Source organism: Dechloromonas denitrificans (assembly GCF_001551835.1).
Classification (GTDB): domain Bacteria; phylum Pseudomonadota; class Gammaproteobacteria; order Burkholderiales; family Rhodocyclaceae; genus Azonexus; species Azonexus denitrificans.
Map to the genome: position 1 here is coordinate 439546 of NZ_LODL01000035.1, position 22293 is coordinate 461838.

Genomic DNA, 22293 nt, shown 5'->3' on the forward strand with positions numbered 1-22293 from the left:
GAGATTTGGGAGGGTGCCTCCAGCGGTTAATGCCATATCGGGATTTCTCTGAGGTAACACAAGGCTTGTTTGCCCGCGGCGAGAGAGGAAATTGCCATGACTGATCTTGTTGATAACCGCTCTGCGTTACCGTCGCTGCTGGATGCTCTGCGTGGCCTGATTACCCAGGCACGCCAGCAGGTGCTACGCCACGTGGACCAGGTGCAGGTTCAGACTTGTTGGCAGATTGGACGGCATATCGTCGAGTTTGAACAGGGCGGACAGGCTCGCGCGGCGTATGGCAAACGCATGATTTCGGAATTGGGAAAAACCTTGGCCCAGGAATTTGGTAAGGGTTTTGACGAGCGCAACCTCCGCCACATGCGAGCATTTTTTCAGAGCTTCCCGATTTGGAACGCAGTGCGTTCCGAATTGAGCTGGACCCACTACCGGGTCTTATCCCGTGTGGAGAACGAGGAAGCACGGCAGTGGTACATGCGGGAAGCCGCAGCGCAGAATTGGAGTTCCCGGGCGCTGGAAAGGCAAATTGGCACCCTGTATTACGAGCGTTTGCTGTTGAGCCAGGATAAAGCAGCCGTGGAGGCCGAAGCCCGGGCCAATTTGGCCCTCTCGGACCAGTCGCCGCGTGCCTTCGTTCGCGATCCGGTGATGCTGGAGTTTCTCGGCCTGCCTAACGCCGGCAAGCTGCTTGAATCCGGCCTGGAACAGGCCTTGATGGATAAATTGCAGGATTTCCTGCTCGAACTGGGCAAGGGTTTTGCCTTTGTGGCGCGCCAGCAGCGCATCAGCACCGAGAGCAAGGATTTTTATATCGATCTGGTGTTCTATAACTATCTGCTGAAGTGCTTTGTGTTGATCGACCTGAAAACCGGCGAACTGACGCACCAAGATGTTGGGCAGATGGATATGTATGTGCGCATGTACGACGACCTGCGCAGGGGCGAAGGCGATAACCCGACCGTGGGCATCCTGCTTTGCGGCAACAAGGATCAATCGGTGGTGCGCTACTCGGTATTGAACGAGAGCGAACAACTGTTCGCCAGCAAATACCGCCTGGTATTGCCCAGCGAGGACGAACTGCGCGAGGAACTGGAGCGCGACCGTCAGGCGCTGGAAGAACAGGCCGAAGAAAAGAACAGCAAGGAAAACCAGGAATGACCGAGCAAGACCAGAAGAAACTGGGCGATACCCTGTGGGGAATCGCCGACGATTTGCGGGGCGCGATGAACGCGGACGACTTCCGCGATTACATGCTGTCCTTCCTGTTCCTGCGCTATCTCTCCGACAACTACGAGGTGGCGGCGCAGAAGGAGCTTGGCAGCGACTACCCGAAACTGCCCGAAGGCGATTCGCGCACGCCGCTGGCGGTCTGGTACGCAGATAACGCGGCTGACGTGGCGGATTTCGAGGCGCAGATGCGGCGCAAGGCGCACTACGTGATTGCCCCCTTCTATCTGTGGCGCAGCATCGCCGAGATGGCGCGCATCCAGCACAAGGAACTGCTAGGTACGCTGGTCGATGCTTTCAAGTACATCGAGAATGAGTCCTTCCAGAGCACTTTTGCCGGCCTGTTTTCCGAGATCAATCTCAACTCGGAAAAACTGGGCAAGACCGCTACCGACCGCAACGCCAAGCTGTGCATCATCATCAAGAAGATCGCCGATGGCTTGGCCAAGTTCTCGACCAATAGTGATGTGCTGGGCGATGCCTACGAATACCTGATCGGCCAGTTCGCCGCTGGTTCGGGCAAAAAGGCGGGCGAGTTCTACACGCCGCAGCCGATTTCGCGGATTTTGTCCGAGATCGTGACGCTGGATGGGCAAGACCCCACGATGGGTCCCAAGCACCGGCTGGACAAGGTGCTGGATTTTGCCTGCGGTTCGGGTTCGCTATTGCTGAACGTGCGTAAGCGCATGGGCGCGCACGGCATCGGCAAAATCTACGGCCAGGAAAAGAACATCACTACCTACAACTTGGCGCGCATGAACATGTTGCTGCACGGGATGAAGGACACGGAATTCGAAATCTTCCACGGCGACACCCTGTTCAATGAGTGGGACGAGCTGCGCGAGGCGAACCCGGCCAAGAAACTGCAGTTCGACGCCGTCGTCGCCAACCCTCCCTTCAGCCTGCGCTGGGAACCGAGTGAGGCGATGGCCGACGATTTCCGTTTCAAGGGCTACGGCGGGCTGGCGCCCAAGTCGGCGGCGGATTTCGCCTTCCTGCTGCACGGTTTTCACTTTCTTTCGCAGGAAGGCACGATGGCCATCATCCTGCCGCATGGTGTGCTGTTCCGGGGAGGTGCCGAAGAGCGCATCCGGACCAAGTTGCTGAAGGACGGCCATATCGATACGGTGATCGGCCTTCCAGCCAACTTGTTCTTCTCGACGGGTATCCCGGTGTGCATCCTGGTGTTGAAGAAGTGCAAGAAGCCGGACGACGTGCTGTTTATCAACGCGGCTGAGCACTTCGAAAAAGGCAAGCGTCAGAACCGCTTGCTGCCGGAGCACATCAAGAAGATCGTTGATACCTACCAGCACCGCACCGAAGAGGATCGTTATTCACTGCGGGTGCCGATGGAACGCATCGAGAAGGAAGGTTTCAACCTCAACATTTCGCGATACATCAGTACGGCCAAGGCTGAGGAAAAAATTGACTTGAAGGAAGTCCACCAGCAACTGGTGGGCCTCGAAAAGGAAATCACGGCGGCAAGAGACAAGCACAACGAGTTTCTTAAGGAACTGGGGTTGCCGCTACTGCCGTGAATCGGTAATCCAACAGTAATAGCTTCTCTATGCGAGGCTTTTTCCTGGCCGCGCAGGATATTGAATCAAGGAGAATAACGATGCCCTACACCCCGGATTTTGCCGACCCCGAACCCGGCCGCGCCGAGCTTGATTTACTGGCCGGCCCCGTGCTGATCGAATTCGGGGCGCCGTGGTGCGGTCATTGCCAATCGGCGCAGCCGCTGCTGGCCGAGGCGCTGGCGGCTTATCCGGCGTTGCCGCATATCAAGATCGAGGATGGGCCGGGGCGGCCCTTGGGTCGTTCCTTCCGGGTCAAGCTGTGGCCGACGCTGATCATGCTCAAAAACGGCAGTGAACTCGGCCGCCTGGTTCGGCCGGCGGCCAGCCGCGATATTGCGGCGCTGCTGGCGCAGGGCTGAAGACCGCCTTTAGTAGCGGTAGCGGTTTTTTTCGGCCTCGACCTGGCGCAGGTAGGCTTTTTCGCGGGCCAGGGCGCGTTCCGCCTCGTATTCCTTCTGCCGTTCGGCATTGGCCCTGGCTTGTTCCTTCTGCTGTTCTTCGCGCAACGCCGTTCGCCGGGCTTCGGCCTCGGCTCGTTCGAGGTTGTGGCTGACCTGGTTGCCGTAGGCGATATCGCGTTCGCGGTTGGCCCGTTCCATCGCTTCGTCGCGCTGCCGCTGGCGCTCCGCCCGTTCGACGGCGTAGCGCTCCTCGGCGGCCAGCCGGGCATCGGCCTGGGCCTTGATGGCTTCGGTCTCGGCCTGTTTAGCCGCGGCAACGACGCGCTCGGCTTCGAGGCGGGCCGTTTCCTGGGCGGCCTGGTATTTCTTGTAGGTGATGCCGAAGAAACCGACGATGCAGGCGATGACGATCAGCTTGACGAAGGGCCGGCCGGCCGGTTCGGCCTCGACTTCCTGGTCGCGGGCGGCCAGGCTGTCGTCGTAGCGCTGGCGGCGGCTCGGCTCGGACAGGGTGGTGAAGGCTTCGCGCAGCGCAATCATCCGGTTGGTCGCATCCTCGTCGCCCTTGGCCGCCGATTCGGCATATTGGGCATGGAGACGCTTGTAGCAGGCGGCAATGGCGTCGGCGCTGGCGGACTGACTGACTTCGAGCAGGTCGTAGAGGGTGTTGGCCATGAAAGTTGAGGTCTGCAGGGCGGCCTTCAGCGGCGCCGGTATTGTGGGGCATCGGCCGGGTTCATGCTGTCGATGCTGTTGAAACCGCCTTTGACGTTGCGATCGCGGGCGTTGCGGTATTCCAGTTCGGAAAGCTGGCTCTGGTTGCGTTGGTGCACCAGTTCGGCCTGCCGCTTCTGGCTGCGCTCGATCTGGTCGGCCGACTGGTCGACGCGGCTGGCGCCGGTCATGCAGGGCGTGTCGGAAATCATCGTCTTGCCACCCTGGCTGCATTTGTAGGTTTCGGCTTGGGCATGCAGGCCAAGGCCGAGCAAGGCGAGCAGAGTGAGGTGGTGCAGGCGATTCATGACTTTTCCGGAACGTTGGGCGAACTGCAGGATTCTATGGCTTTTGGGGAGCGGCGCCAAAGGATAAGCGCCGGGCGTTCAGATCATCGCGCCGTTGATCGAAATGACCTGCCCGGAAATGTAGGCGGCCCGCTCGGAGGCCAGGAAGGCGACCAGATCGGCGACTTCTTCCGGCTGGCCGGCGCGCTGCATCGGGACCAGCTTCTTGATCGCCTCCGCGTCGAAGCTGCCGTCGATCATCTCGGTGGCGATGATGCCCGGTGCCACGCTATTGACCGTGATGCCGCGGCTGGCCAGTTCGAGCGCCAGCGACTTGCCGGCGGCGTGCAGCGCGCCTTTCGCCGCCGCGTAATTGACCTGACCACGATTGCCGGTCAGGCCGGCGATCGAGGAAATATTGATGATGCGGCCCCAGCGGGTGCGGATCATCGGCAGGGTCAGTGGCTGGGTGACGTTGAAAAAGCCGTGCAGCGAGACGTCGATCACGCTATGCCACTGTTCGGCGTTCATGCCGGGGAAGACGGCATCGGCGTGGATGCCGGCGTTGTTGACCAGGATCTGGATCGTTCCGCTTTCGAGCAGCTTTTCCAGCGCGGCGGCCGTCGCGGCGCGCTCGGTGACGTCGAAGGCGACGGCTTCGGCGCTGCCGCCGGCGGCGACGATGGCGGCAACGACTGCGGCCGCCTTGTCGAGGCTGCGGTTGGCATGGACGATGACGTGATGACCGTCGGCGGCAAGGCGCTGGCAGATGGCGGCGCCAATGCCGCCGCTGCCGCCGGTGACGAGGGCGCGTTTCATGGGTTTTCCTTGGTCAGGGCGGCGGCGTCGAGGACGACGGCGGCACGGCCGTCGAGCAGGCAGCGGCCGGCGTGGCTGAGCGAGAACTGGTAGAGGATGTGGTTGGCGTCGCCGGACAGCCGTTCGGCCTGGACCAGCAGTTCGCCGGGCAGGTCGTCGAGGCGGGCGACATGCAGGCTGACGCTGCGCACGCTGGTCAGGTAGCCCTGGCGCGGCGGCGCGTCGGCGCCGGCAAGCAGCGCGCCATGGATGGCCATCGCCTGCGCCGCGTATTCGATGCCGTTGGCGGCGCCGAGCCGGCCGTCGGCGCGCAGCGGGTTGGCTGGATCGGTGTGGCTGATTGCCCGGCAGGAAATCGTGCTTTCCGACCAGTCGACCGCGGCATCGAGCAGGCACATGCTGCCCTGGTGCGGGATACGGGCGGCGATCCCGGCGTGGTCGAGCGGCGGGGTCAGCATGCTTGCAGGTCGACGTTCAGTTGCATTGGCGCCAGGTAATCAAGGCAGACGCGGCCGCTTTCGCCCCGCGCCAGCAGTTGCAGCAGCGGCAGGCTGCGCAGGGCCGGGATGGCGGTACGCAGGTTTTCCAGCGCCGGTTCGGCCAGTTGGGCGGCGCTTGCGTTGCTCGGGCTGACCGTAATCGCGGCCAGCGAACGGGTGGTCCGTGTCGGGGTCAGCAGCAGGGCGACGCCGCCGCAATCGGGTGTGTCGCGCTTGGCGTGCAGCGGCTCTGGGTATTCGCTGTCGTAGGCGATGAGCAGGGTCGGCTGGCGGTCGATGACGACCTGACCGAGCGCGTCGAGCAGGCCGGCGCCGAAGCTGGCATCGAAGCCGCAGATGACCTGGCAGGGCGCCATCGACTTGGTGGCAATGCCCCAGTAACCGGCGGCGGCGTTATGCACCGAATTGTGGAAACGGGTCGGCGAAATCTGGCGGTCGTCGGTCGCCAGTTGCTCGCACAGTGCGTGGCAGTTGTGGCCGTCGGCACCGGAGGCGGAAAAGACCGTGGCCAGCGTGCCGACATCGGCTGCGGCATGGGCGGCGGCTTCAAGGCCGATGGCCAGGGTCAGCTTGACGACGCGGCTGGCTCGCCGGCGTTCGGCCGGCGGCAGGATGGTTGGGGCCGGCAACAGGCTGGGGGCGGCGGTGAACGGCTGCTCGCCGCGCAAAACGGCGCGGGCGCTCGGCCAGTCGGGCAGCCCCGGGGCGAGCAGGCCGATGCCTTCGATCCAGGCGCTGAGCGGGATGGGGGCCGAGGCGATCATGGCGCCACTCCGAAAATGAGGCTGCAGTTGCTGCCGCCGAAACCGAAGGAATTACTTAGGGCGCGGCGGAGCGGTGCCGGGCGGCTGCTCAGTTGGTAGGCGAGCGGAATCGCCGGGTCGAGCGTGGTGGTGCCCGGGCTGCCGGGCAGCAGGTCGTGGCTGAGCGCCAGGGCGCAGATCACCGCCTCGACGGCGCCGGCGGCACCGAGCGTGTGGCCAGTGGCGCCCTTGGTCGAGCTGGCCGGGACGCGGTCGCCGAACAGCGCGCCGACCGCCTTGCCTTCGGCGGCGTCGTTGGCTGGTGTCGCCGTGCCGTGCAGGTTGATGTAATCGATGTCGGCCGCATTCAGGCTGGCCGAGTTCAGTGCTGCCTGCATCGCCATTCGGGCGCCGAGGCCTTCCGGGTGCGGCGAGGACATGTGGTAGGCGTCGCTCGATTCGCCGGTGCCGAGCAGCAGGATGCTGCCGCTGGCCGCTTGGTCGACGCGTTCGAGCAGGGCGAAGGCGGCGCCCTCGCCGACCGAGATGCCGTCGCGGTTTTCATCGTAGGGCCGGCACGGCTGGCTGGAAGTCAGTTGCAGCGAGGCGAAGCCGTACAGCGTGGTCAGGCACAGCGTATCGACGCCGCCGACGATGGCCGCGTCGATGCTGCCGAGTGCCAGTTGGCGGGCGGCGGCGGCAAAGACCTTGGCGCTCGATGAACAGGCGGTGGAAACGGCCATCGCCGGCCCTTCGAGGCCGAAATAGTCGCGGGTGAATTCGGCCAGCGAAAAGGAGTTGTGCGTCGTCCGGTAGATGAAGTCGTCCGGCAGCGCGCCGCTGGCCGGGTCGCGCCGGCGGTAGGCCAGTTCGGTCTGCAGGATGCCGGCCGTGCTGGTGCCGAGGAAGACGCCGACCCGCGCCTTGCCATAGCGGGCGACGGCGGCGCGGACACGCTCAGCGAAGCCGTCGGCTTGCAGGCCGAGCTGGGCCAGCCGGTTGTTGCGGCAGTCGTAACGGGCCAGGCTTTTCGGCAATTTTTCGGCGTCGACCGCCGGCACTTCGCCGATCCAGGTGGCGAGGTCGACCGTCTCGAAATGGCAGGGCTGCAGGCCGCTGCGTCCGTCGCGCAGCGCGGCCAGCGTGGCGTCAAGGCCGCGGCCGAGGCAGGTGGTGGCGGTGTAGCCGGATAGGAGCAGCGGGGTCACGATGGGCCTCGTATTCATCAGCCCGTCATTCTAACCGGAGGTGCCGTCAGCTGCTGCCTTCGGCCCGCGTCAGGCAGGTCCGGTAGCGGCCTTCGACGCGGCGGGCGAACCATTCGGTAGTCAGCTTGCGCTGGATTTTCGGGCTTTTCAGATCGATCTGCGGCATCGCCTGGCGCGGCAGCGGGCGGCCGGCCTGCTGCTCGGCCAGTGCGAAGAGACGACTGAAGGTCGGGCTCTGGCCGAAGGCGGCGGTTTTTTCGAGGAGCAGATCGCGGCGCAGTTCGCGCTGGCTCAGGCGCAGCTTGCCGGCCAGTTGCTGCAGGGCGCTTTCGACACTGCTCGGCTGCTCGACCGGCTTGCCGCCGGCATAGCGCAGCAGGTCGCCGTCGAGCACCATCGGCTTGCCGCTGGCCCGGCCGAGGGCGGCCTGGAAGGCGGCATTGCGGCTGCTGTAGCGGCCGGCGTTGAAATCGGCGAAGCGATAGACGACGTCGTCGTAGGGGGCCGGGTAGTCGAGCAGGATGGCGCTGCCGAAGTAGAGGCCGCCGCGCCGGGTGAACACTTCGTCGCGAATGCTGCGGTGGACCGGGTAGGGATAGGCTTTTTCGCGGGCGAATTCCTCGGCGAAGGCGATGCTGACCTGCATCGGGCCGCCGGTGCGCACCGGGTTGTAGCCGGCGAACAGCGTCTTGCCGGCCGGCAGCTCGGCGATCATGTCCTCGAACAGGCTGTTCAGCTGCTTCTCGGTTTTCAGCGTGTCGATGCGTTGGCTGTAGCTGCGGCCGTCGGGCGAGCCTTTCAGCATGGCAGCGGAAATCAGCAGTTTGGGGATGCCGTATTTCTTGCCGCGCTGTTCCAGTTCGCGCCAGACGATGTCGGGCAGGCCGGGCACCACCGGGTCGGCCTGGAAAGTCGATTCCTGTTCGATGACGGCGATCGTCGCGCAATAGAGTTGCGGTGCATGCGGCAGGCCGAGGCTGGCATAGGCGGTGTGCAGGTCGCCGGCCCAGGCGCTGCGCTCCTTGACGCCGGCCGGTAGCAGCCGGCCGATCATCGCCCGGATCTCACGCTCGCTCGGCGGCGGCTTGGCGACGCTGCCTTCGGGCTTGACCGGAGGGGCGCCGGGAATCGGCTGCGCCAGGTCGGGCGGCAGGTTGCTGGCCGGTGTGCCGGCCCCGCTGCCGTTATCGCGCCCGCCGGTGGCACAACCGGCGAGTAGAACGGCGCCCAGCAGCAGTGGCGACAGCCTGATCAAGCGCGGCACCAACTTAGAACAGATAGGGAATGAAGCGGCGCGTGCGCTGCATGTAATCGGCGTAGGGTTGGCCGAAATAGGCCAGGCATTCGTTCTCGTCGGCCTTGGCGGTGAGGAGCAGGAGCAGCGAGGCGAGTGCCGCGAGCGCCGTGCCCGGCCACGACGGGGCCTGGAAATAGGCGCCCCAGGCCAGCGCCAGCAGCGAGGTGTACATCGGGTGGCGGATGTACTGGAAGATGCCGCCGGTGACCAGCGCCGTGGTCTTTTCGAAGGCGTACAGCGCGTCGTCGTCGCGCGCCTCGCTGGCCGCGCCTTGCCGGCGCAGCGCGTTGTGGCCGAGGACGACGAGCAGGATGCTGAGCAGCATCAGCCCCCAGGAAACGCTCTGGTGCAGCGACGCCGGATTTTCGCCCCAGGGGCCGCGATTGAGCAGGACGAGGCCGAGGATCATTTCCCAGGCGAAGAAGCGGTAGAAGCCGTGCCGGCCGGGACGACGCAGCGATTTGCGCGACAGCCAGACGAGGGTCACGGTGCCGATAATGAACAGGGTCAGGTCGGAGAGGTCGGAAGTCATGAAGGCACCCGGCAAATCAACATGATATTGGCAAATGGCTTGCCGGCGCTCATCGGCATCGTTTCAACCTGGAAGCCGACGCTGCGCAGCAGTTCGCACCATTCGGCCACTTTGCGGCAATAGAGTTTGGGCAGGCGATGGCCGCGGGTGAAGGTGACCGCGTGATCGACCCAGTTGCAGATGTGGTAGCGCAGGCCGCCGCCGGCATCGCCGACCCGGGTCAGGAACAGGCCGCCGGCCGGCAATGCGGCGCGAATGCGCTTGATGACGTCCTTCTGGTGGGCGAAATCGATGTAATGCAGCGCGTCGAGGATGGTGACGACATCGGTCTGGCCGAAATCGACCTGGCACATGTCGCCCTGGCGGATCGAAACGACGGGATGATCGCGCCCGAAGGCGCGGGCGGCGCGCTCGACATCCTTGTGCATCAGTTCGTAGCCGCGCAGTTCGAGCGGCTTCGGCGGCGGCGCCCAGTCATTCGGCCAGTGGCCGTTGTCGTGCAGCCGGCGGGCGGCGAGCAGCCAGCCGAAGAGGCTGCCCTGGCCGCAGCCGAGGTCGAGAAAACGGGCTTCGGCCGGAAAAACGCCGCGCTTCAGCAGTTCGCGGAAGATGCAGTCGGAGGACAGCTTGCCGCGTGCGTAGTGGTAGGCGAAATGGCCGCCGTTGCGGAAGGGGCGGCTGGCTTCGTCGAGCAGGGTGGGCAGGAAACGGGAGGTCATCTCAGGGCAGCGCTTAGCGTGACGGGGGTTAGACGGTGTTCGGCGATGCTCTGCAGCAGCCGGGGCAAGACCGCAAGGATAACCGGCTCGCCGCCGGCAATGCGAGCGGCATTGCCGTCGTGCATCAGCAGGATGTCGCCGGCGGCGAGGCCCTTGGTCAGACGCCGGTAGACGGTTTCCGGCTCGCCGCAGCGGGTGTCGTAGGGGCGGCGTGTCCAGGAGGCGAGCTGGAGATCGAGTTTGGCCAGCACCGGGGCGAGCAGCGGGTTGCGCAGGCCGGCGGTCGGCCGGAAGAAGCGCGGTGCCTGGCCGGTGATGTCAGCCAGCGTCGCCTGGGCGGCGGCGATATCGGCCTTCATCCGGCTTGGCCCGAAGGTGGCGAACAGTGCGGAATGCGAGTCGCCATGGTTTTCGACCGAGTGTCCTCGCTCGACGATCTCGCGGCACAGCGCCGGGTACTGGCGGGCGATGCGGCCGATGCAGAAGAAACTGGCTTTGGCGCCGGCCGCTTCGAGCAGGTCGAGGACGCGCGGTGTGACTGCCGGGTCGGGGCCGTCATCGATGGTTAGCGCGATTTCCCGGCGGGCAATGGCGGCGGCGGGCAGCCGGTTGAGGTTGGGACCGAGCAGCGTCGTCCGTGGCAAGAGGCCGGCCGCGGTGATGATCGCCTGGTTGAGCGCGATGGCGCCGAGCGCCCACGGCCAGGCGGCCGGTGCGGCGAGCAGGCCGAGGCCGGCCACGGCGTGGGTGGCGAAAGTCAGTTGCAGGGCGGGGCTGGGTTTCCAGGGTTGCGGCATGGTCAGGCGGCGAGATAGCCACGGTCGAGAAAATGTTCCCACAAACGCTGCCAGACCGGCCAGTCGTGGCCGCCCGGCACGGCGTGGCGGTCGGCCGCCGGGAAACGTTCGGCGATCTGCCGCATGCCGCCGGCGAAGCGATCCTCGCTGCCGTAGCCGACGAAGACCGGCAGCCCGGCCGGTGGCTGCTGCAGCCAGCGCCACATGCGGAACTCGGGGTCGGTCAGTTCGTCGGCCGTCGCCTGCCAGGCGTCGAGGCCGCCGGCGCCGGCGATGGCGTTGGTGGTCAGCCGGCTGCCCGGATAGGGGGCGAGCAGGCACAGGCCATCGACGCAGCCCGCCGTGTCGGCGTTGTGGCACAGCGTCAGCAGGCCGCCGAGCGAGATGCCACCGAGCCAAACCTTGGCGTAGCGCCGGCGGGCCGGCGCGAGGATTTCGGCCTGCAGGGCCGGCAAGGCGCTGCCCTCGGAAATGCGGCTCAAATCGAGGTCGACCGCCAGGATATCGACGGCCAGCCGGCGCTCAGTGACGGCGTTGAAGAAACCGGCCTTGGCGTAGTCTTCCGGCGTCATGTAGGCGCCGGGCAGCAGCACGATCAGGGTCGGGGCGTCGCTACTCTGGCCGAGGGTGCGCAGCGCCGGTTTCATCGGCGCGTTTCACGTGGAACGAAAATGGCCGCCAGCAGCAGCGCCAGAATGGCGCCGGGGCCGACCGTAACGCCGACCGCGTGCAGCACCGGTACCTGTGACAGGCCGAGGGTGCCGAAGCCGATCGCGGTGGTCAGGTTGGCGATGGCCATCGAGGCCAGGGTTTCCGGGTCGAGCTGCTGCTGTTCGGCCCCGTCGAAGAACAGCGCGTAATTGGAGCCGACGGCGACGATCAGCAGCATGCCGACCAGATGCAGCAGGTGCAGGCGCTCGCCGAGCAGGTTGAGGCCGGCGATGACGATCAGCACGGCGAGGACCAGCGGCAATAGAACCTTGGCTAGCCGCCGGGCCGAGCGCAGCGTGACGGCGAGCAGCGCGACGATGGCGAACAGGCCGGCCAGCGAGAGCAGCATCGCTTCGTGCAGGTAGTCGTTGTAGAGCTTGTTGAATTCGCCCTTCATGTCGATGAACAGCGCATCGCTGCCGGCCAGTGCCTGGCGCACCGCGCTGGCGGCGATCTCCGGGGCATCCTCGCCGCTCGATGGATGCAGCGGCAGCAGCACGCTCCAGCCGTCGGCGTGGTGGAGCAGCAGCGAATCGACCAGTAGCGCCAGGCTGCTGCCGTCCAGCGACTGACGGGTGACCTCGCCCTGGTTGCGGGCGGCGGCGACATCGGCGATGAAGCCGCCGAGCTTGCCGGCGGCGAGCGGCGAATCCTGCTGGGCGGCCTGCAGCCGCGGCTGCAGGACCTCGGCCGGCGGCAGGCTGGCCCGCCGTACTTGTTGTGTGGCCAGGCTGGGCAGGAAGCGGGCCGGGCTGTCGTAGCCACCGATGATGCCGTCGGCGACCAGCCGGTCGAGCTTCTCGCCGGCCCGCTCGGCCGCCTGCAGGGCGGCTTCGCGCTCGGCCGCGCCGATCACCACCATGTAGCGGGAATCGGGGGCGGTGATGTCGGCGCGGATTGCCATGTCGCGGGCACCGTCCTCGGCGCTGACCGTGCTCAGGGCCGACAGTTCGGGGTGCCACAGGCTGTGGCGATGCAGGTACAACTGGCCGACGGCGAGTGCGGCGAGCAGCAGGACCGGCCAGCGCCAGCTAGCCAGGGACTGCAGGTACCGGTTCAGGGTCATGCCGAGCGGCGCCAGGTCGCGGCGCAGCGGCGTGTTGCCGGCCAGTTTGGGCAGCACGAAACGGGTGACCAGCGCCGCGGTCAGCACGCCGGACAGCGCATAAAGGCCGAGCTGGGCAAGGCCGGGAAAGCCGGAGAAAAGCAAGGCACCGAAGCCGGCGACCGAGGTCAGCACGCCGAGCCGGATGGTCGGCCAGAAGCGCTGGCGCCAGGCATCGAGGCCGACCCGGCCGGACTGCACGAAATAGTAGATCGAGTAATCGACCGCCTCACCGATCAGCGCCGAGCCGAAGCCGACGGTAATGCCGAAGACGGTGCCGTAGGCCAGGCTGACGACGACGACGGCGGCCAGTGCACCGCTCAGCACCGGGACCAGGCCGAGGCTGAGCAGGCGCAGCGAGCGATAGACGAAGAACAGCACGGCGACGATGGCCAGCGTGCTGATCAGCGACAGCCGGCTTACCTCGTCCTTGATCGTCGCCCGCGCCTTGACGGCAAACAGGCCGGGGCCGGACAGTTGCAGCCGTACATCGGTCAGGCCGGCCACGGCGGCAGCCGCCGCGAACTCCCGGTGAATCAACTCGATGCTCGCTTCCTGGCCATCGGTATCGGAACCGAGGGCGCGGGTCTGCACCAGCAGCATGGTCCGTTCGCCGTCGCGCGAGGCCCAGACGCCGTCGCGGCTGTTGGGCTGGGCGCCGGCGTTGAGCTGGCTGACGATGGCATAGAGTTCGCCGGTCGGGTCGCGGGCGAGCAGCGGCTTCAGCATCATGCCGGCCGGCGAGGCGAGCAGGTCGATGCTGTTGGCGATGGCATCGTGCAGGCCGGCGACGCTGAAGCGCTCCGCCGTCACCGCCGGACTGAGCAGGTAGCGGTGCTTGAACAGGAAGTCGCGGTCGGCCTGCAGGCCGTCGGCCTCGCCATTCTGGACGACGACAAAATTGTCCGTTTTCAGCAGTCGACCGCGCAACTCGCGCGACAGCGCGGCGCGCTGGCTGGCCTCGCCGCCTTCGATGGCGAGCATCAGCAGGCGCGAGACGGCGCCCTCCTTCAACTGGTCGACCAGGACCTTCTGCTCGGCCGTCGGGTGGGCCGGCAGGAAGAAGGACATGTCGGCCGAGAAACGCGCCTGCCAGACGATCGCCACCCCGGCCAGCATGGCCAGCAGCCAGAGCAGGAAGGTCCGGCCGGCGCTGCGTGTCATTTGGTTTCGATCGGTTCGATGCTCAGTACCGAGCGGTCGCCATCGGCCTGCAGGTATTCGATGCTGCGGATCTGGTTCCTGCTGCCGCTGACCGTGATGCGCTGGAGCAGCGTGGCGATTTTCTGGTCGCTCGGCAGCAGGGTGAGCACCCACTTGTCCTGGGTTCCGCTCAGATGCAGCAGATAGTTCTTTTCCAGCGCCGCCCGGTTGCCGCTCAGCGTGCCGCGGATGCTGTCGACGAAAGCCAGGGCTTCCGGCTGGTTGCCGAGGTTGATGCTCAATTTTTGCTTGTCGCGCTCGATGCTGAGCAGGTCCTTGTCGAGAACGAGCAGTTCCGGCTTCGGCGTCAGGGTCCGCTTTTCCAGCTTGTCGGGGGCGGTGTAGGTCATTTCGCCGGTCGACACGACCGGCTTGTCGAGCAGCGAGATGTATTTCTTCTCGACGAACTTGGCCTTGCCGCCCTTGTGGCGGGCCAGGTCGGCCATCAGTTGTGCGACGTCGAAGGCGGCCCAGGCCGGCAGCGCGAGGCTGGCCAGCAGCAGGCAGGAGAAAAGTCGTTTGCTCATTTTTTCTGCCAGAAATCGAAGAAATTGAACCAGTTGTAGGGGGCGAGACGGCAAAAGTGCGTCAGGCGTTCGGCGTAGCGGCGCTGCGCGGCCAGCATCGCGGCTTCGCGCTCGGCGCGCGGCGTTTCGGAGAAATCGGCGAGCGGCTCGAAATGGATCTGGTAGCGGTTGCCGCCGAGGTAGAGGCCGGTCATGAAGAAGACCGGCCGGCGCAGCATCGCCGCCATCCGCCAGGGGCCGACCGGGAACGGTGCCATTTTGCCGAGAAATTCGCAGTCCACCGTGCCGCGCAGCAAATCCCCTTGCGGGATGGCATCGTCGCCCAGGCTGCGGTCGGCCAGCATGCCGACGAGGTAGCCCTGCTCCAGCTTGTCGCGCGCTTCGAGCATCGATTCGAGGCGGCCGAGCGGGATGATGTCCTCGGTCGCTGCCGGGTTGATCGCTTCCAGCGTGCCATTGATCTTGCGGGCGTTTTCCTCGTACATCAGCATCGCCACCTTGAGCCCTGCCCTGCCCCGGCCGACGGCGCGCAGCACTTCGAAGCTGCCGAGGTGGGCGCCGATGAGCAGCGCGCCGGGCTGGCGGGCGAGCGCGGCATGCAGCGCCTCGGCGCCGATCACCTCGATGTCGAACAGGTCGAAGCGGTCGTTGAGCAGGTAGATGCGGTCGTGGATGGTGCTGGCGAAGCTGAAGACGTGGCGGAAACCGTCGCCCCACTCGGCCCAGCGCTGGAGGGCGAGTTGCAGGTAGGCGCGGCTGGCGCGCCGCGCCTTGGCGGCGAACAGCACGTAATAGGCGGCGATGCCGTAGAGCACGATGCGGCCGATGCGGCGGCCGAGGGTCAGCGAAATCCACACCATCAATTTGAGAATGGCGAGGTTGCTGCGTTCCTGCTGGCGCATCCAGTCGGCGCCGGCCGGTTTTTCCCGGTTCATGCGGCGGGCGGCGTCAGGCTGCCGGAGGCGACGGCGCGCTCGGCGGCTTGCACGGTGAAGGCGATGCCGCCGCTCGCCTTGCGCTGCAGTGCGAAAAACAGCGTTTCGCCAGGGCCGACCGGGCTGAGGAATTTGGCATTGCCGATCTGCCAGGCGATGGCCGGCTGGCCCAGCCATTGTCCGGCGAACAGGACGGCCTGGTCGAGCAGAACGACGCCGGGCACGATCGGCTGGCCGGGGAAATGGCCGGCGAAGGCCGGATGGTCGACCGGCACGGTCCAGCGATATTCAGCGGTCGACATGCGTCACCTTCTCGGCGTACAGCGCCTGCAAATGATTGCGCGGCAGCTTGCCGGTACTGTTGCGCGGCAACTCGTCGAGCAGTACCAGCGGCCGGGGCAGGAAGATCGGGTCGATGCGCTGGCGCAGTTCGCCGACGATCTGCCGGCTGCTCAGGCCGGGGGCGACGACGAAAGCGCAGAGACGGGTGATGCCGTCCACACTCTCCTCGTCGGGTAGGAAGAAGGCGGCATCGACGACGCCGGCGATGGCAGCGATCTGGTGGTTGAGGTAGGCCAGCGAGGTGCGCTTGCCGGCGATGTTGATCAGGTCGGCATGCCGGCCGTGCAACAGGAAGCGGCCGTCGGCGCGGATCTCGATCAGGTCGGAGAGCGGCACCCGGCCCTCGACGTGGCCGCCGACGGCGAATGTCGTCTCGTCCTGCTGTTCGAGCGCGACGCCGGGCAGCAGGTCCCAGGCGAGGTCGGCCGTGGTCCGTCGGCTGGCCAGCTGGCCGCTTTCGGTCGAGCCGTAGATTTCGTGGAGCGGCGCCCGGCAGGCGGCTTCGGCGTCGCGCGCCAGTTGCGCCGAGAGCGGCGCGGTTGCCGAGAGCAGCAGGTCGACAGCGGGAATCTCAAGGCCGGCGGCGAGCAGCGCCGACAGGTGGAAGGGTGTCGTCACCAGCAGGCGCGGCGCCGGCACGGCCTGCAGGGCGGCGACGATGTCCTGCGGGTAGAAAGGCTTGCCGGACCAGAACGGCGAGTTGCCGTGCAGCGCGAGCAGCACCGTCGATTCGAAACCGTAGCTGTGCTGCGCCGGCACCGTGCCGACGATGCTGTGCGGTTGCCGCAGTAGGCCGAGGCGCTCGGCTTCGGCGCGGCCGTTTAGCACCAGCTTGCCCCAGCTCTTGTCGTGGGCGACCGGGCGGCCGGTCGAGCCGGAGGTGAACAAGCGGGCGGCGATCAGCTCGCCGGGGATGCTCGGGATTTTTGCCACCTGGGCGGCGTCGACCGCCGGCAGCGCCGGAAAGTCGAGGCGCGGCAGGTCGAGGCTGTCGAACTCGCCATCGCTCAGGCAATAGACGTCTGGGCAGGTGGCCTCGATCTGGCGCAGCGTTTCGGCCGACTGCGAGGCCGGTTGCAGGCTGGTCTTGCCGCGCAGCAGGCCGGCTGCGAAACCGAGCGTGAAGCGGTAGCGGTCGTGGCAGACATTCAGTTGATGGCGGCCGGCCGGCAGCAAGGCGGCCAGCGCTTCGGCTTCGGCGATGAAGTCGCGGACGCGGACCGGGCCAGCGGCGCGCCAGGCGAAGATGTCGTCGAGGCTGGCGTGCCCGAGCAGCGGCACGCCGTTCATGGGTGGTTGGCCAGCGTGTGGGCGCGGCGTTCCTGCATCGAGGCGCGGTAGCCGCGGATGGTGTCGGCAACGCTGGAGCGCTCGTCGGCCGGCAGGAGCAGCAGGCGGGCCAGGTGTTCGAGGACGAACATCAGCGCGATCAACGGCGTGCTCAGCAGGTTGGCGAAGACCGACCAGGCGGCGGCCGGGGCCAGCCAGAATAGCGCGCTGGAGACGACCACCGAACCGACGAAGAAGGCGGTCCACGCTACCGTCACCTGCCGCGTGTAGCGCCGCTTCACTTCCGAAATGGCGCCGCCGTGGGCAAGGCGGGCGAACTGGGTAACCAGCGCATCCTGGTTGCCGAACAGGGTCCGCCCGAAGAGCAGGCCGAGCGCCAGGTTGGTGCCGAGGTGCTGGATGTAGAAGAGCAGCGCAATGTTCTGGCGCAGGCTGGGCCAGGCCCAGGCGAGCAGGCCGAGCACGCTCAGACCGCCGCCGACCAGCCACAGCGGATTGCCGATCCGCCAGAGCAGCATGACGACGAGGACGACGACCGGGGCGGTGGCGAGGGCGACCGAGACATCGGCATTGCCCTCGCCGGCGCTACCGAAGTGGGCGAGCACGGCCCAGGCCACGAGCAGCACCAGCAGGGCCAGTCCGCGCAGGAGAGCGGCCGGGCTGAAACTCATTTGGTGCGCTGGCTGGCGATGTGGGCGCTCAGGGTGCGCAGCGACGTGAAGATGCGGACGTTGTCCTCGTTGTCCGAGCGGAGCTGGAAGCCGTAGCGCTTGGAAATGACCAGGGCGATTTCCAGCACGTCGATCGAATCCAGGCCCAGGCCGTCGCCGAACAACGGTGCGTCGGCTTCGATTTCGTTCGGCGCGACCTCGAGATTGAGGGCGTCGACGATCAGTTCGGCGACTTCCGGCAACAGGGCGTCGACGTTTTCCGGGGATGGGTTTTCAGACATGACAGGGATTCCGGGGATCAAGGAGCGACGGCGCGAAACGCGAGAACCGCGTTGCTGCCGCCAAAGGCAAAGGAGTTGGAGAGCGCGGCGCGCAGCGGCTGGCCGTGGCGGGCGACGGTCACGTGATCGACGCCGGCGCAGGCCGGGTCGAGCTCGGTGAGGTGTGCGGTGGGCGGGATGGCCTGCTCGCGCAGCGCCAGCACGGTGACGATGGCCTCGACCGCGCCGGCCGCACCGAGCTGGTGGCCGTGCATCGACTTGGTGGCGCTGACCGCGAGGCGGCCGGCGGCGTCGCCGAAGACGGTTTTCAGGGCGGCGATCTCGACCGGGTCGCCCTCGGCGGTCGCCGTGCCGTGCGCGTTGACGTAGTCGATGTCGGCCGGGCTCAGGCCGCCGTCGGCCAGTGCCAGGTGCAGGGCGCGGACCTGCCCGGCCGCTTCCGGGCGGACCAGGTGGCTGTGGTCGCAGGTCGTGCCGTAGCCGATCAGTTCGCCGTGGATGCGGGCGCCGCGGGCGACAGCGTGCTCCCAGTCTTCGAGAACCAGGGCGGCTCCGCCCTCGCCCAGCACCAGGCCGTCGCGGTCGGCGCTGAACGGGCGGCAGGCGCGCGGCGCCGTCTTTTCATCGCCGCTGGCCAGGACGCGCAGGGCTTCCCAGGCACGGGCGACGCCATAGGCCTGCGGCACGTCGGAACCGCCGGTCAGCATGACCGGGGCCTCGCCGCTGCGCACCCGGCGGAAGGCTTCGCCGATGGCGATGGCCGACGAGGCGCAGGCGACGGTGTGGCTCATGCTGACACCGCCGAGGCCGAGCTGGATCGAGATGTGGGCGTTGGCCGCGTTGTTCATGCCAAGAATGACCGAGAGCGGCGAAATACGTTCGCGGCCCTTGATCCACAATTCCTTGTAGCCTTTTTCGTAGGCCAGCGTGCCGCCCAGCGCGGTGCCCCAGGAAACGCCCCAGCGCTCGCGGTTTTCGCCGTTTTCAGCCGGTTGACCGCAGGCCAGGCCGGCATCGGCCCAGGCGCTGAAGGCGGCGGCGGTGCCGAGCTGGGCGAAGCGGTCCATGGTGCCGGCCAGCGGCCGGCCGAGGCTGGCTTCGGCATCGAAGGCCGGGCAACTGACGAAGGGCATGGCCAGCGGTCGGGGAATGTCGTCGGTCTGCAGGAAACGAACGGCCGATTCGCCGGCCAGCAGACGGCCGAAGAAATCGGCGAGGTCGCCACCATAAGGACTGACCAGGCCCAGGCCAGTAATCGCCACCCGCCGCTGGCTCATGGCTCAGGGCTGCTGGCTGCGCAGCCGGTCCATCAGCGACACCATCTCGCCAACGGTCCGGGGGCTTTTCAGGTCTTTGGACAGCTTGACGCCGAAACGGTCTTCGAACTCGAAGATCAGTTCGAGCATCATCAGCGAGTCGACACCGAGCTCGCCCAGCGGGGCCTCGGCAACGACTGTTTCCGGGGCGACGCCAAGGCGCTCTTCAAGGAATTCGCGAATCAGGCCGATGGAGTCCATAGGGGGCGGATTTTATCCGAAAGCCCATGTTTCCCAAAGATTTTCCCGCCGCGCAGCGGGCTGATCGAGAATGCCGGACGATTTGATACCATGTTTGCCTTCGAGCGCTTTGCCGCGCCCTTCGTGGAGTTGCCCATTCAAGCCCCCTGGTACCGACAGCTCGTTGCACGGCTAGTGCTGCTGGCGCCGCTCAAGGCGGTGGGCACGATGCTGTTCATGGCCTTCTTTTTCTGGGCCTATTTCGCCATCCTGCGCAACCCGGTGACGCCGCCGACGGTGATGCCGCTGACCGCTGTTGATGAGTGGATCGCCTTTACGCCGGCCGCCTTTCCGGTCTATGCCTCGCTCTGGGTCTACGTCTCGCTGCCGCCGGCCTTGTTCAACAGCCGGCGTTCCCTGCTGCTGTTCGGCGCCTGGATCGGCGCCCTCTGCCTGTCCTGCCTGATCACCTTCTGGCTGTGGCCGACGGCGGTACCGGCCAGCCTGATCGACTGGGCGCAGTACCCGGAAATGGCGCTGATCAAGGGGCTGGATGCCTCGGGCAACGCCTGTCCGTCGCTGCACGTCGCTTCGGCCGTGTTCTCGGCAGTCTGGCTGGAGCGGCTGTTGCGCCGAGTCGGGGCGCCGCTGCTGCTGCGCGGCTCAAGCATCGCCTATTGCCTCGCCATCCTGTGGTCGACGGTGGCGATTCGCCAGCATGTCGTGCTCGATGTCGTGGCCGGTCTGATCGTCGGCCTGGCCTTCGCCTGGCCCTCGCTGCGCCAGGTGACGGCGGCGGCCGGCGAGGACGCGATCTGATTAACCGGTAACGCGGTTCAGGGCGGCCAGGAAAGTGGCGCCGTCCTGGAAGCCGACAATGCGCTGGCCCTTGATTTCGCGACCCTGGGCATCGAAAAAGATGATGCCGGGCGGGCCAAACAGGCCGAAACGGGCGAGCAGCGCCTTGTCGTCGGCGCTATTGGCCGTGACATCGGCCTTGAGCAGCTTGAAACCGGCCAGTTTGGCCTGCACGGCCGGATCGGTGAAGGTAAAACGCTCCATTTCCTTGCAGGAAACGCACCAGTCGGCGTAAAAATCGAGCATCACCGGCTGGCCGGCGGTGAGCACCTTCTGTTCCAGTTCGCCAAGCGAGGCGACCGGCTCGAACGGCAGTTTGTTGCTGGTAGTGGTGACGGCACCCTGTCCGGCGCGCAGGCCGGCCAGCGGTTGCAGCGGGTCGCGGCTGCCGGCCAGGGCGCCGATCAGCAGCGCGGCGCCGGTCAGCAGCATGACGATACCGATGCCTTTCCAGAAACGCGGCCAGCCCTTGGCATGCGGCGGCAGCGGATCGAGGGCGTGCAGGTAGATCGCCGGAATAATCAGCAGCGCGGCCCAGGCCAGCATCTGGACGACGGCCGGAATGACCGGCGAGATCAGCCAGACGGCGGTGGCCAGCAACAGCACGCCGAAGCCCTTCTTGACCGCTTCCATCCACGGCCCGGTTTTCGGCAGCAGCGAGCCGCCGGCCAGGCCGACCGCGAGCAGCGGCATGCCCATGCCGATGGCCATCACGAAGAGCGCGGTGCCGCCGAGCACGGCGTCGCCGGTCTGGCCGATGTAGAGCAGCGCGCCGGCCAGCGGGGCGGCGACGCAGGGGCCGACGATCAGCGCCGATAGCGCGCCCATCGCGAAGACGCCGAGGCCGCGGCCGCCCTGCAGGTGGCCGGACTCTTCCGACAGCTTGCTTTGCAGCGCGATCGGCAGTTGCAGTTCGTAGAAGCCGAACATCGAGAAGGAGAGGACGACGAAAACCAGCGCGAAGCTGCCCAGCACCCACGGGTTCTGCAGCGCGGCGGAGACCAGCGTGCCGCTCAGGCCGGCGGCGACGCCGACCGCGGCATAGGTCAGCGCCATGCCCAGCACGTAGGCCAGCGACAGCGCGAAGCCGCGGGCATGCGAGTTCTTGTGGCCCTGGCCGGCGATGATGCCGGAGAGGATGGGAATCATTGGGAAGACGCAGGGGGTCAGCGACAGGCCGAGGCCGGCGAGGAAAAAGAAGGCGAGATTGGCCCAGAAGCCGGCGTCCTTCAGCGTGCTGGCGATCTGGCCGCTTTCGTCGCCTTCGGCGGCCGCGGCACCCTGGCTGGGCGTGCTCGCCGGATCGGGCAGGTCGACGGTCAGGGTCTGGGTTTGCGGCGGGTAGCAGACGCCGGCATCGGCGCAGCCCTGCGAAGTCAGGTTCAGCTTCAGCGCCAGCGGGCCGGAGGCGTTCCGTTCGACCGGCAGGCGGATGGCGACGCTCTTGTAATAGACCTCGACCTTGCCGAAATTGTCGTCGTTCTTCTCCTTGCCCTTGGGTAGCACCGGCTGGCCGAGCGTCGTCGTCTCGCCGGCGACGGTGAAGCGGAACTTGTCGCGGTACAGGTAATAGCCCTTGGCGATCTCGTAGCTGACTTCGACGGTCTGGCCGTCGAGCGCCTTCAGCGAAGGCTTGAAGGCGACGGCCGGGTCGAGGAATTCCTCGGCGTGGGCGAGCGAGAGCAGCAGTGAAAGGAGGACGAACAGGAGGCGCATCATGATTGGAGTGTTTCCGCCGCCACCCAGTTCAGGTAGGCCGGCAAGCCGCGCGTGATCGGCAGCGCGATGATTTCGGGAACATCGTACGGGTGGCGCTGGGCGATGGCTGCCTGCAGCGCTGGATAGAGCGCGGCGGTGGACTTGATCAGCAGCGGGATTTCCGTCGCCGACTCGACCTTGCCCTGCCAGCGGTAGATCGACTGGACGCGCGGCAGGATATTGACGCAGGCCGCGAGCCCGGCTTCGACCACGGCCAGCGCGATGGCGTTGGCCGTTTCTTCATCCGGGCAGTTGGTCAGAACGAGCAGGGTTTCGGGCAAGGCTTCCATCA

At 66.5% G+C, this 22293-nt stretch carries 26 protein-coding genes; 4 read left to right on the forward strand and 22 right to left on the reverse strand.

Going from position 1 to position 22293, the window contains the following annotated elements:
- Positions 1–96: 96 nt before the first annotated feature.
- From AT959_RS16885 to AT959_RS16895, 3 genes are all read left to right on the forward strand, one after another.
- The gene (locus AT959_RS16885; protein WP_066885596.1) at positions 97–1158 is read left to right on the forward strand and encodes a PDDEXK nuclease domain-containing protein; all 1062 of its coding nucleotides are present in this window, start codon (positions 97–99) and stop codon (positions 1156–1158) included.
- Positions 1155–2765 (forward strand): type I restriction-modification system subunit M, encoded by a 1611-nt coding sequence (locus AT959_RS16890; protein WP_066885599.1) that lies wholly within the window; start codon positions 1155–1157, stop codon positions 2763–2765. Before AT959_RS16885 ends, AT959_RS16890 begins: the two co-directional genes overlap by 4 nt.
- An 80-nt stretch (positions 2766–2845) precedes the next feature.
- Entirely contained in the window at positions 2846–3166 is a 321-nt protein-coding gene (locus AT959_RS16895; protein WP_066885602.1) for a thioredoxin family protein, read from the forward strand.
- A 9-nt stretch (positions 3167–3175) separates the two neighbouring features.
- On the opposite strand, the gene AT959_RS16900 is transcribed toward AT959_RS16895, so the two are convergent.
- From AT959_RS16900 to AT959_RS16995, 20 genes are all read right to left on the reverse strand, one after another.
- Positions 3176–3883, reverse strand: a complete 708-nt coding sequence (locus tag AT959_RS16900) for a DnaJ domain-containing protein (RefSeq protein ID WP_066885606.1) — start codon at positions 3881–3883, stop codon at positions 3176–3178.
- A gap of 26 nt (positions 3884–3909) precedes the next feature.
- On the reverse strand, positions 3910–4230 hold the full coding sequence (locus AT959_RS21285; RefSeq protein ID WP_066885608.1) for a hypothetical protein: 321 nt from the start codon (positions 4228–4230) through the stop codon (positions 3910–3912).
- A gap of 78 nt (positions 4231–4308) precedes the next feature.
- Positions 4309–5028 (reverse strand): 3-oxoacyl-ACP reductase FabG, encoded by a 720-nt coding sequence (gene fabG, locus AT959_RS16910; protein ID WP_066885612.1) that lies wholly within the window; start codon positions 5026–5028, stop codon positions 4309–4311.
- On the reverse strand, positions 5025–5486 hold the full coding sequence (locus tag AT959_RS16915; protein ID WP_066885615.1) for a hotdog family protein: 462 nt from the start codon (positions 5484–5486) through the stop codon (positions 5025–5027). Before AT959_RS16915 ends, fabG begins: the two co-directional genes overlap by 4 nt.
- Positions 5480–6292 carry a beta-ketoacyl synthase chain length factor gene (locus AT959_RS16920; protein WP_083518463.1) on the reverse strand — a complete coding sequence of 271 codons (813 nt, stop codon included), beginning with the start codon at positions 6290–6292 and terminating at the stop codon, positions 5480–5482. The genes AT959_RS16915 and AT959_RS16920 overlap by 7 nt, the downstream gene beginning before the upstream one ends.
- The gene (locus AT959_RS16925; protein WP_066886442.1) at positions 6289–7479 is read right to left on the reverse strand and encodes a beta-ketoacyl-[acyl-carrier-protein] synthase family protein; all 1191 of its coding nucleotides are present in this window, start codon (positions 7477–7479) and stop codon (positions 6289–6291) included. The genes AT959_RS16920 and AT959_RS16925 overlap by 4 nt, the downstream gene beginning before the upstream one ends.
- A gap of 46 nt (positions 7480–7525) precedes the next feature.
- Complete coding sequence (locus AT959_RS16930) at positions 7526–8734, reverse strand: DUF1615 domain-containing protein (protein ID WP_420806647.1); 1209 nt, start codon at positions 8732–8734, stop codon at positions 7526–7528.
- 13 nt (positions 8735–8747) lie between these two features.
- Positions 8748–9308, reverse strand: a complete 561-nt coding sequence (locus AT959_RS16935; protein WP_066885618.1) for a methyltransferase family protein — start codon at positions 9306–9308, stop codon at positions 8748–8750.
- A complete protein-coding gene (locus tag AT959_RS16940) occupies positions 9305–10027 on the reverse strand; it encodes a class I SAM-dependent methyltransferase (protein WP_066885621.1) in 723 nt (240 codons plus the stop codon). The genes AT959_RS16935 and AT959_RS16940 overlap by 4 nt, the downstream gene beginning before the upstream one ends.
- Positions 10024–10824 (reverse strand): polysaccharide deacetylase family protein, encoded by an 801-nt coding sequence (locus AT959_RS16945; RefSeq protein WP_066885624.1) that lies wholly within the window; start codon positions 10822–10824, stop codon positions 10024–10026. The genes AT959_RS16940 and AT959_RS16945 overlap by 4 nt, the downstream gene beginning before the upstream one ends.
- 2 nt (positions 10825–10826) lie before the next feature.
- Positions 10827–11471 (reverse strand): alpha/beta fold hydrolase, encoded by a 645-nt coding sequence (locus tag AT959_RS16950; protein ID WP_066885627.1) that lies wholly within the window; start codon positions 11469–11471, stop codon positions 10827–10829.
- Positions 11468–13804, reverse strand: a complete 2337-nt coding sequence (locus AT959_RS16955) for an MMPL family transporter (protein WP_066885630.1) — start codon at positions 13802–13804, stop codon at positions 11468–11470. Before AT959_RS16955 ends, AT959_RS16950 begins: the two co-directional genes overlap by 4 nt.
- On the reverse strand, positions 13801–14370 hold the full coding sequence (locus tag AT959_RS16960) for an outer membrane lipoprotein carrier protein LolA (protein ID WP_066885632.1): 570 nt from the start codon (positions 14368–14370) through the stop codon (positions 13801–13803). The genes AT959_RS16955 and AT959_RS16960 overlap by 4 nt, the downstream gene beginning before the upstream one ends.
- A complete protein-coding gene (locus tag AT959_RS16965; RefSeq protein ID WP_066885635.1) occupies positions 14367–15305 on the reverse strand; it encodes an LpxL/LpxP family acyltransferase in 939 nt (312 codons plus the stop codon). Before AT959_RS16965 ends, AT959_RS16960 begins: the two co-directional genes overlap by 4 nt.
- Positions 15302–15607, reverse strand: a complete 306-nt coding sequence (locus tag AT959_RS21410) for a 3-hydroxyacyl-ACP dehydratase FabZ family protein (protein ID WP_066885638.1) — start codon at positions 15605–15607, stop codon at positions 15302–15304. The genes AT959_RS16965 and AT959_RS21410 overlap by 4 nt, the downstream gene beginning before the upstream one ends.
- Positions 15594–16937, reverse strand: coding sequence for an AMP-binding protein (locus tag AT959_RS16975; protein WP_066885641.1), 1344 nt, complete (start codon positions 16935–16937; stop codon positions 15594–15596). The genes AT959_RS21410 and AT959_RS16975 overlap by 14 nt, the downstream gene beginning before the upstream one ends.
- Entirely contained in the window at positions 16934–17608 is a 675-nt protein-coding gene (locus tag AT959_RS16980) for a COG4648 family protein (RefSeq protein ID WP_066885644.1), read from the reverse strand. Before AT959_RS16980 ends, AT959_RS16975 begins: the two co-directional genes overlap by 4 nt.
- The gene (locus AT959_RS16985; RefSeq protein WP_066885645.1) at positions 17605–17889 is read right to left on the reverse strand and encodes a phosphopantetheine-binding protein; all 285 of its coding nucleotides are present in this window, start codon (positions 17887–17889) and stop codon (positions 17605–17607) included. Before AT959_RS16985 ends, AT959_RS16980 begins: the two co-directional genes overlap by 4 nt.
- A gap of 17 nt (positions 17890–17906) precedes the next feature.
- Complete coding sequence (locus AT959_RS16990; RefSeq protein ID WP_066885648.1) at positions 17907–19166, reverse strand: beta-ketoacyl-[acyl-carrier-protein] synthase family protein; 1260 nt, start codon at positions 19164–19166, stop codon at positions 17907–17909.
- 3 nt (positions 19167–19169) lie between these two features.
- On the reverse strand, positions 19170–19406 hold the full coding sequence (locus tag AT959_RS16995) for an acyl carrier protein (RefSeq protein WP_066885651.1): 237 nt from the start codon (positions 19404–19406) through the stop codon (positions 19170–19172).
- 90 nt (positions 19407–19496) lie between these two features.
- On the opposite strand from AT959_RS16995, the gene AT959_RS17000 reads away from it, so the two are divergent.
- Complete coding sequence (locus AT959_RS17000; protein WP_066885654.1) at positions 19497–20204, forward strand: phosphatase PAP2 family protein; 708 nt, start codon at positions 19497–19499, stop codon at positions 20202–20204.
- Here the strand turns inward: AT959_RS17000 and AT959_RS17005 are convergent, their stop codons facing one another.
- Both AT959_RS17005 and cutA read right to left on the reverse strand, forming a co-directional pair.
- Complete coding sequence (locus tag AT959_RS17005) at positions 20205–21962, reverse strand: protein-disulfide reductase DsbD (protein ID WP_420806648.1); 1758 nt, start codon at positions 21960–21962, stop codon at positions 20205–20207.
- A complete protein-coding gene (gene cutA / locus AT959_RS17010; protein ID WP_066885657.1) occupies positions 21959–22291 on the reverse strand; it encodes a divalent-cation tolerance protein CutA in 333 nt (110 codons plus the stop codon). Before cutA ends, AT959_RS17005 begins: the two co-directional genes overlap by 4 nt.
- Positions 22292–22293: the final 2 nt, after the last annotated feature.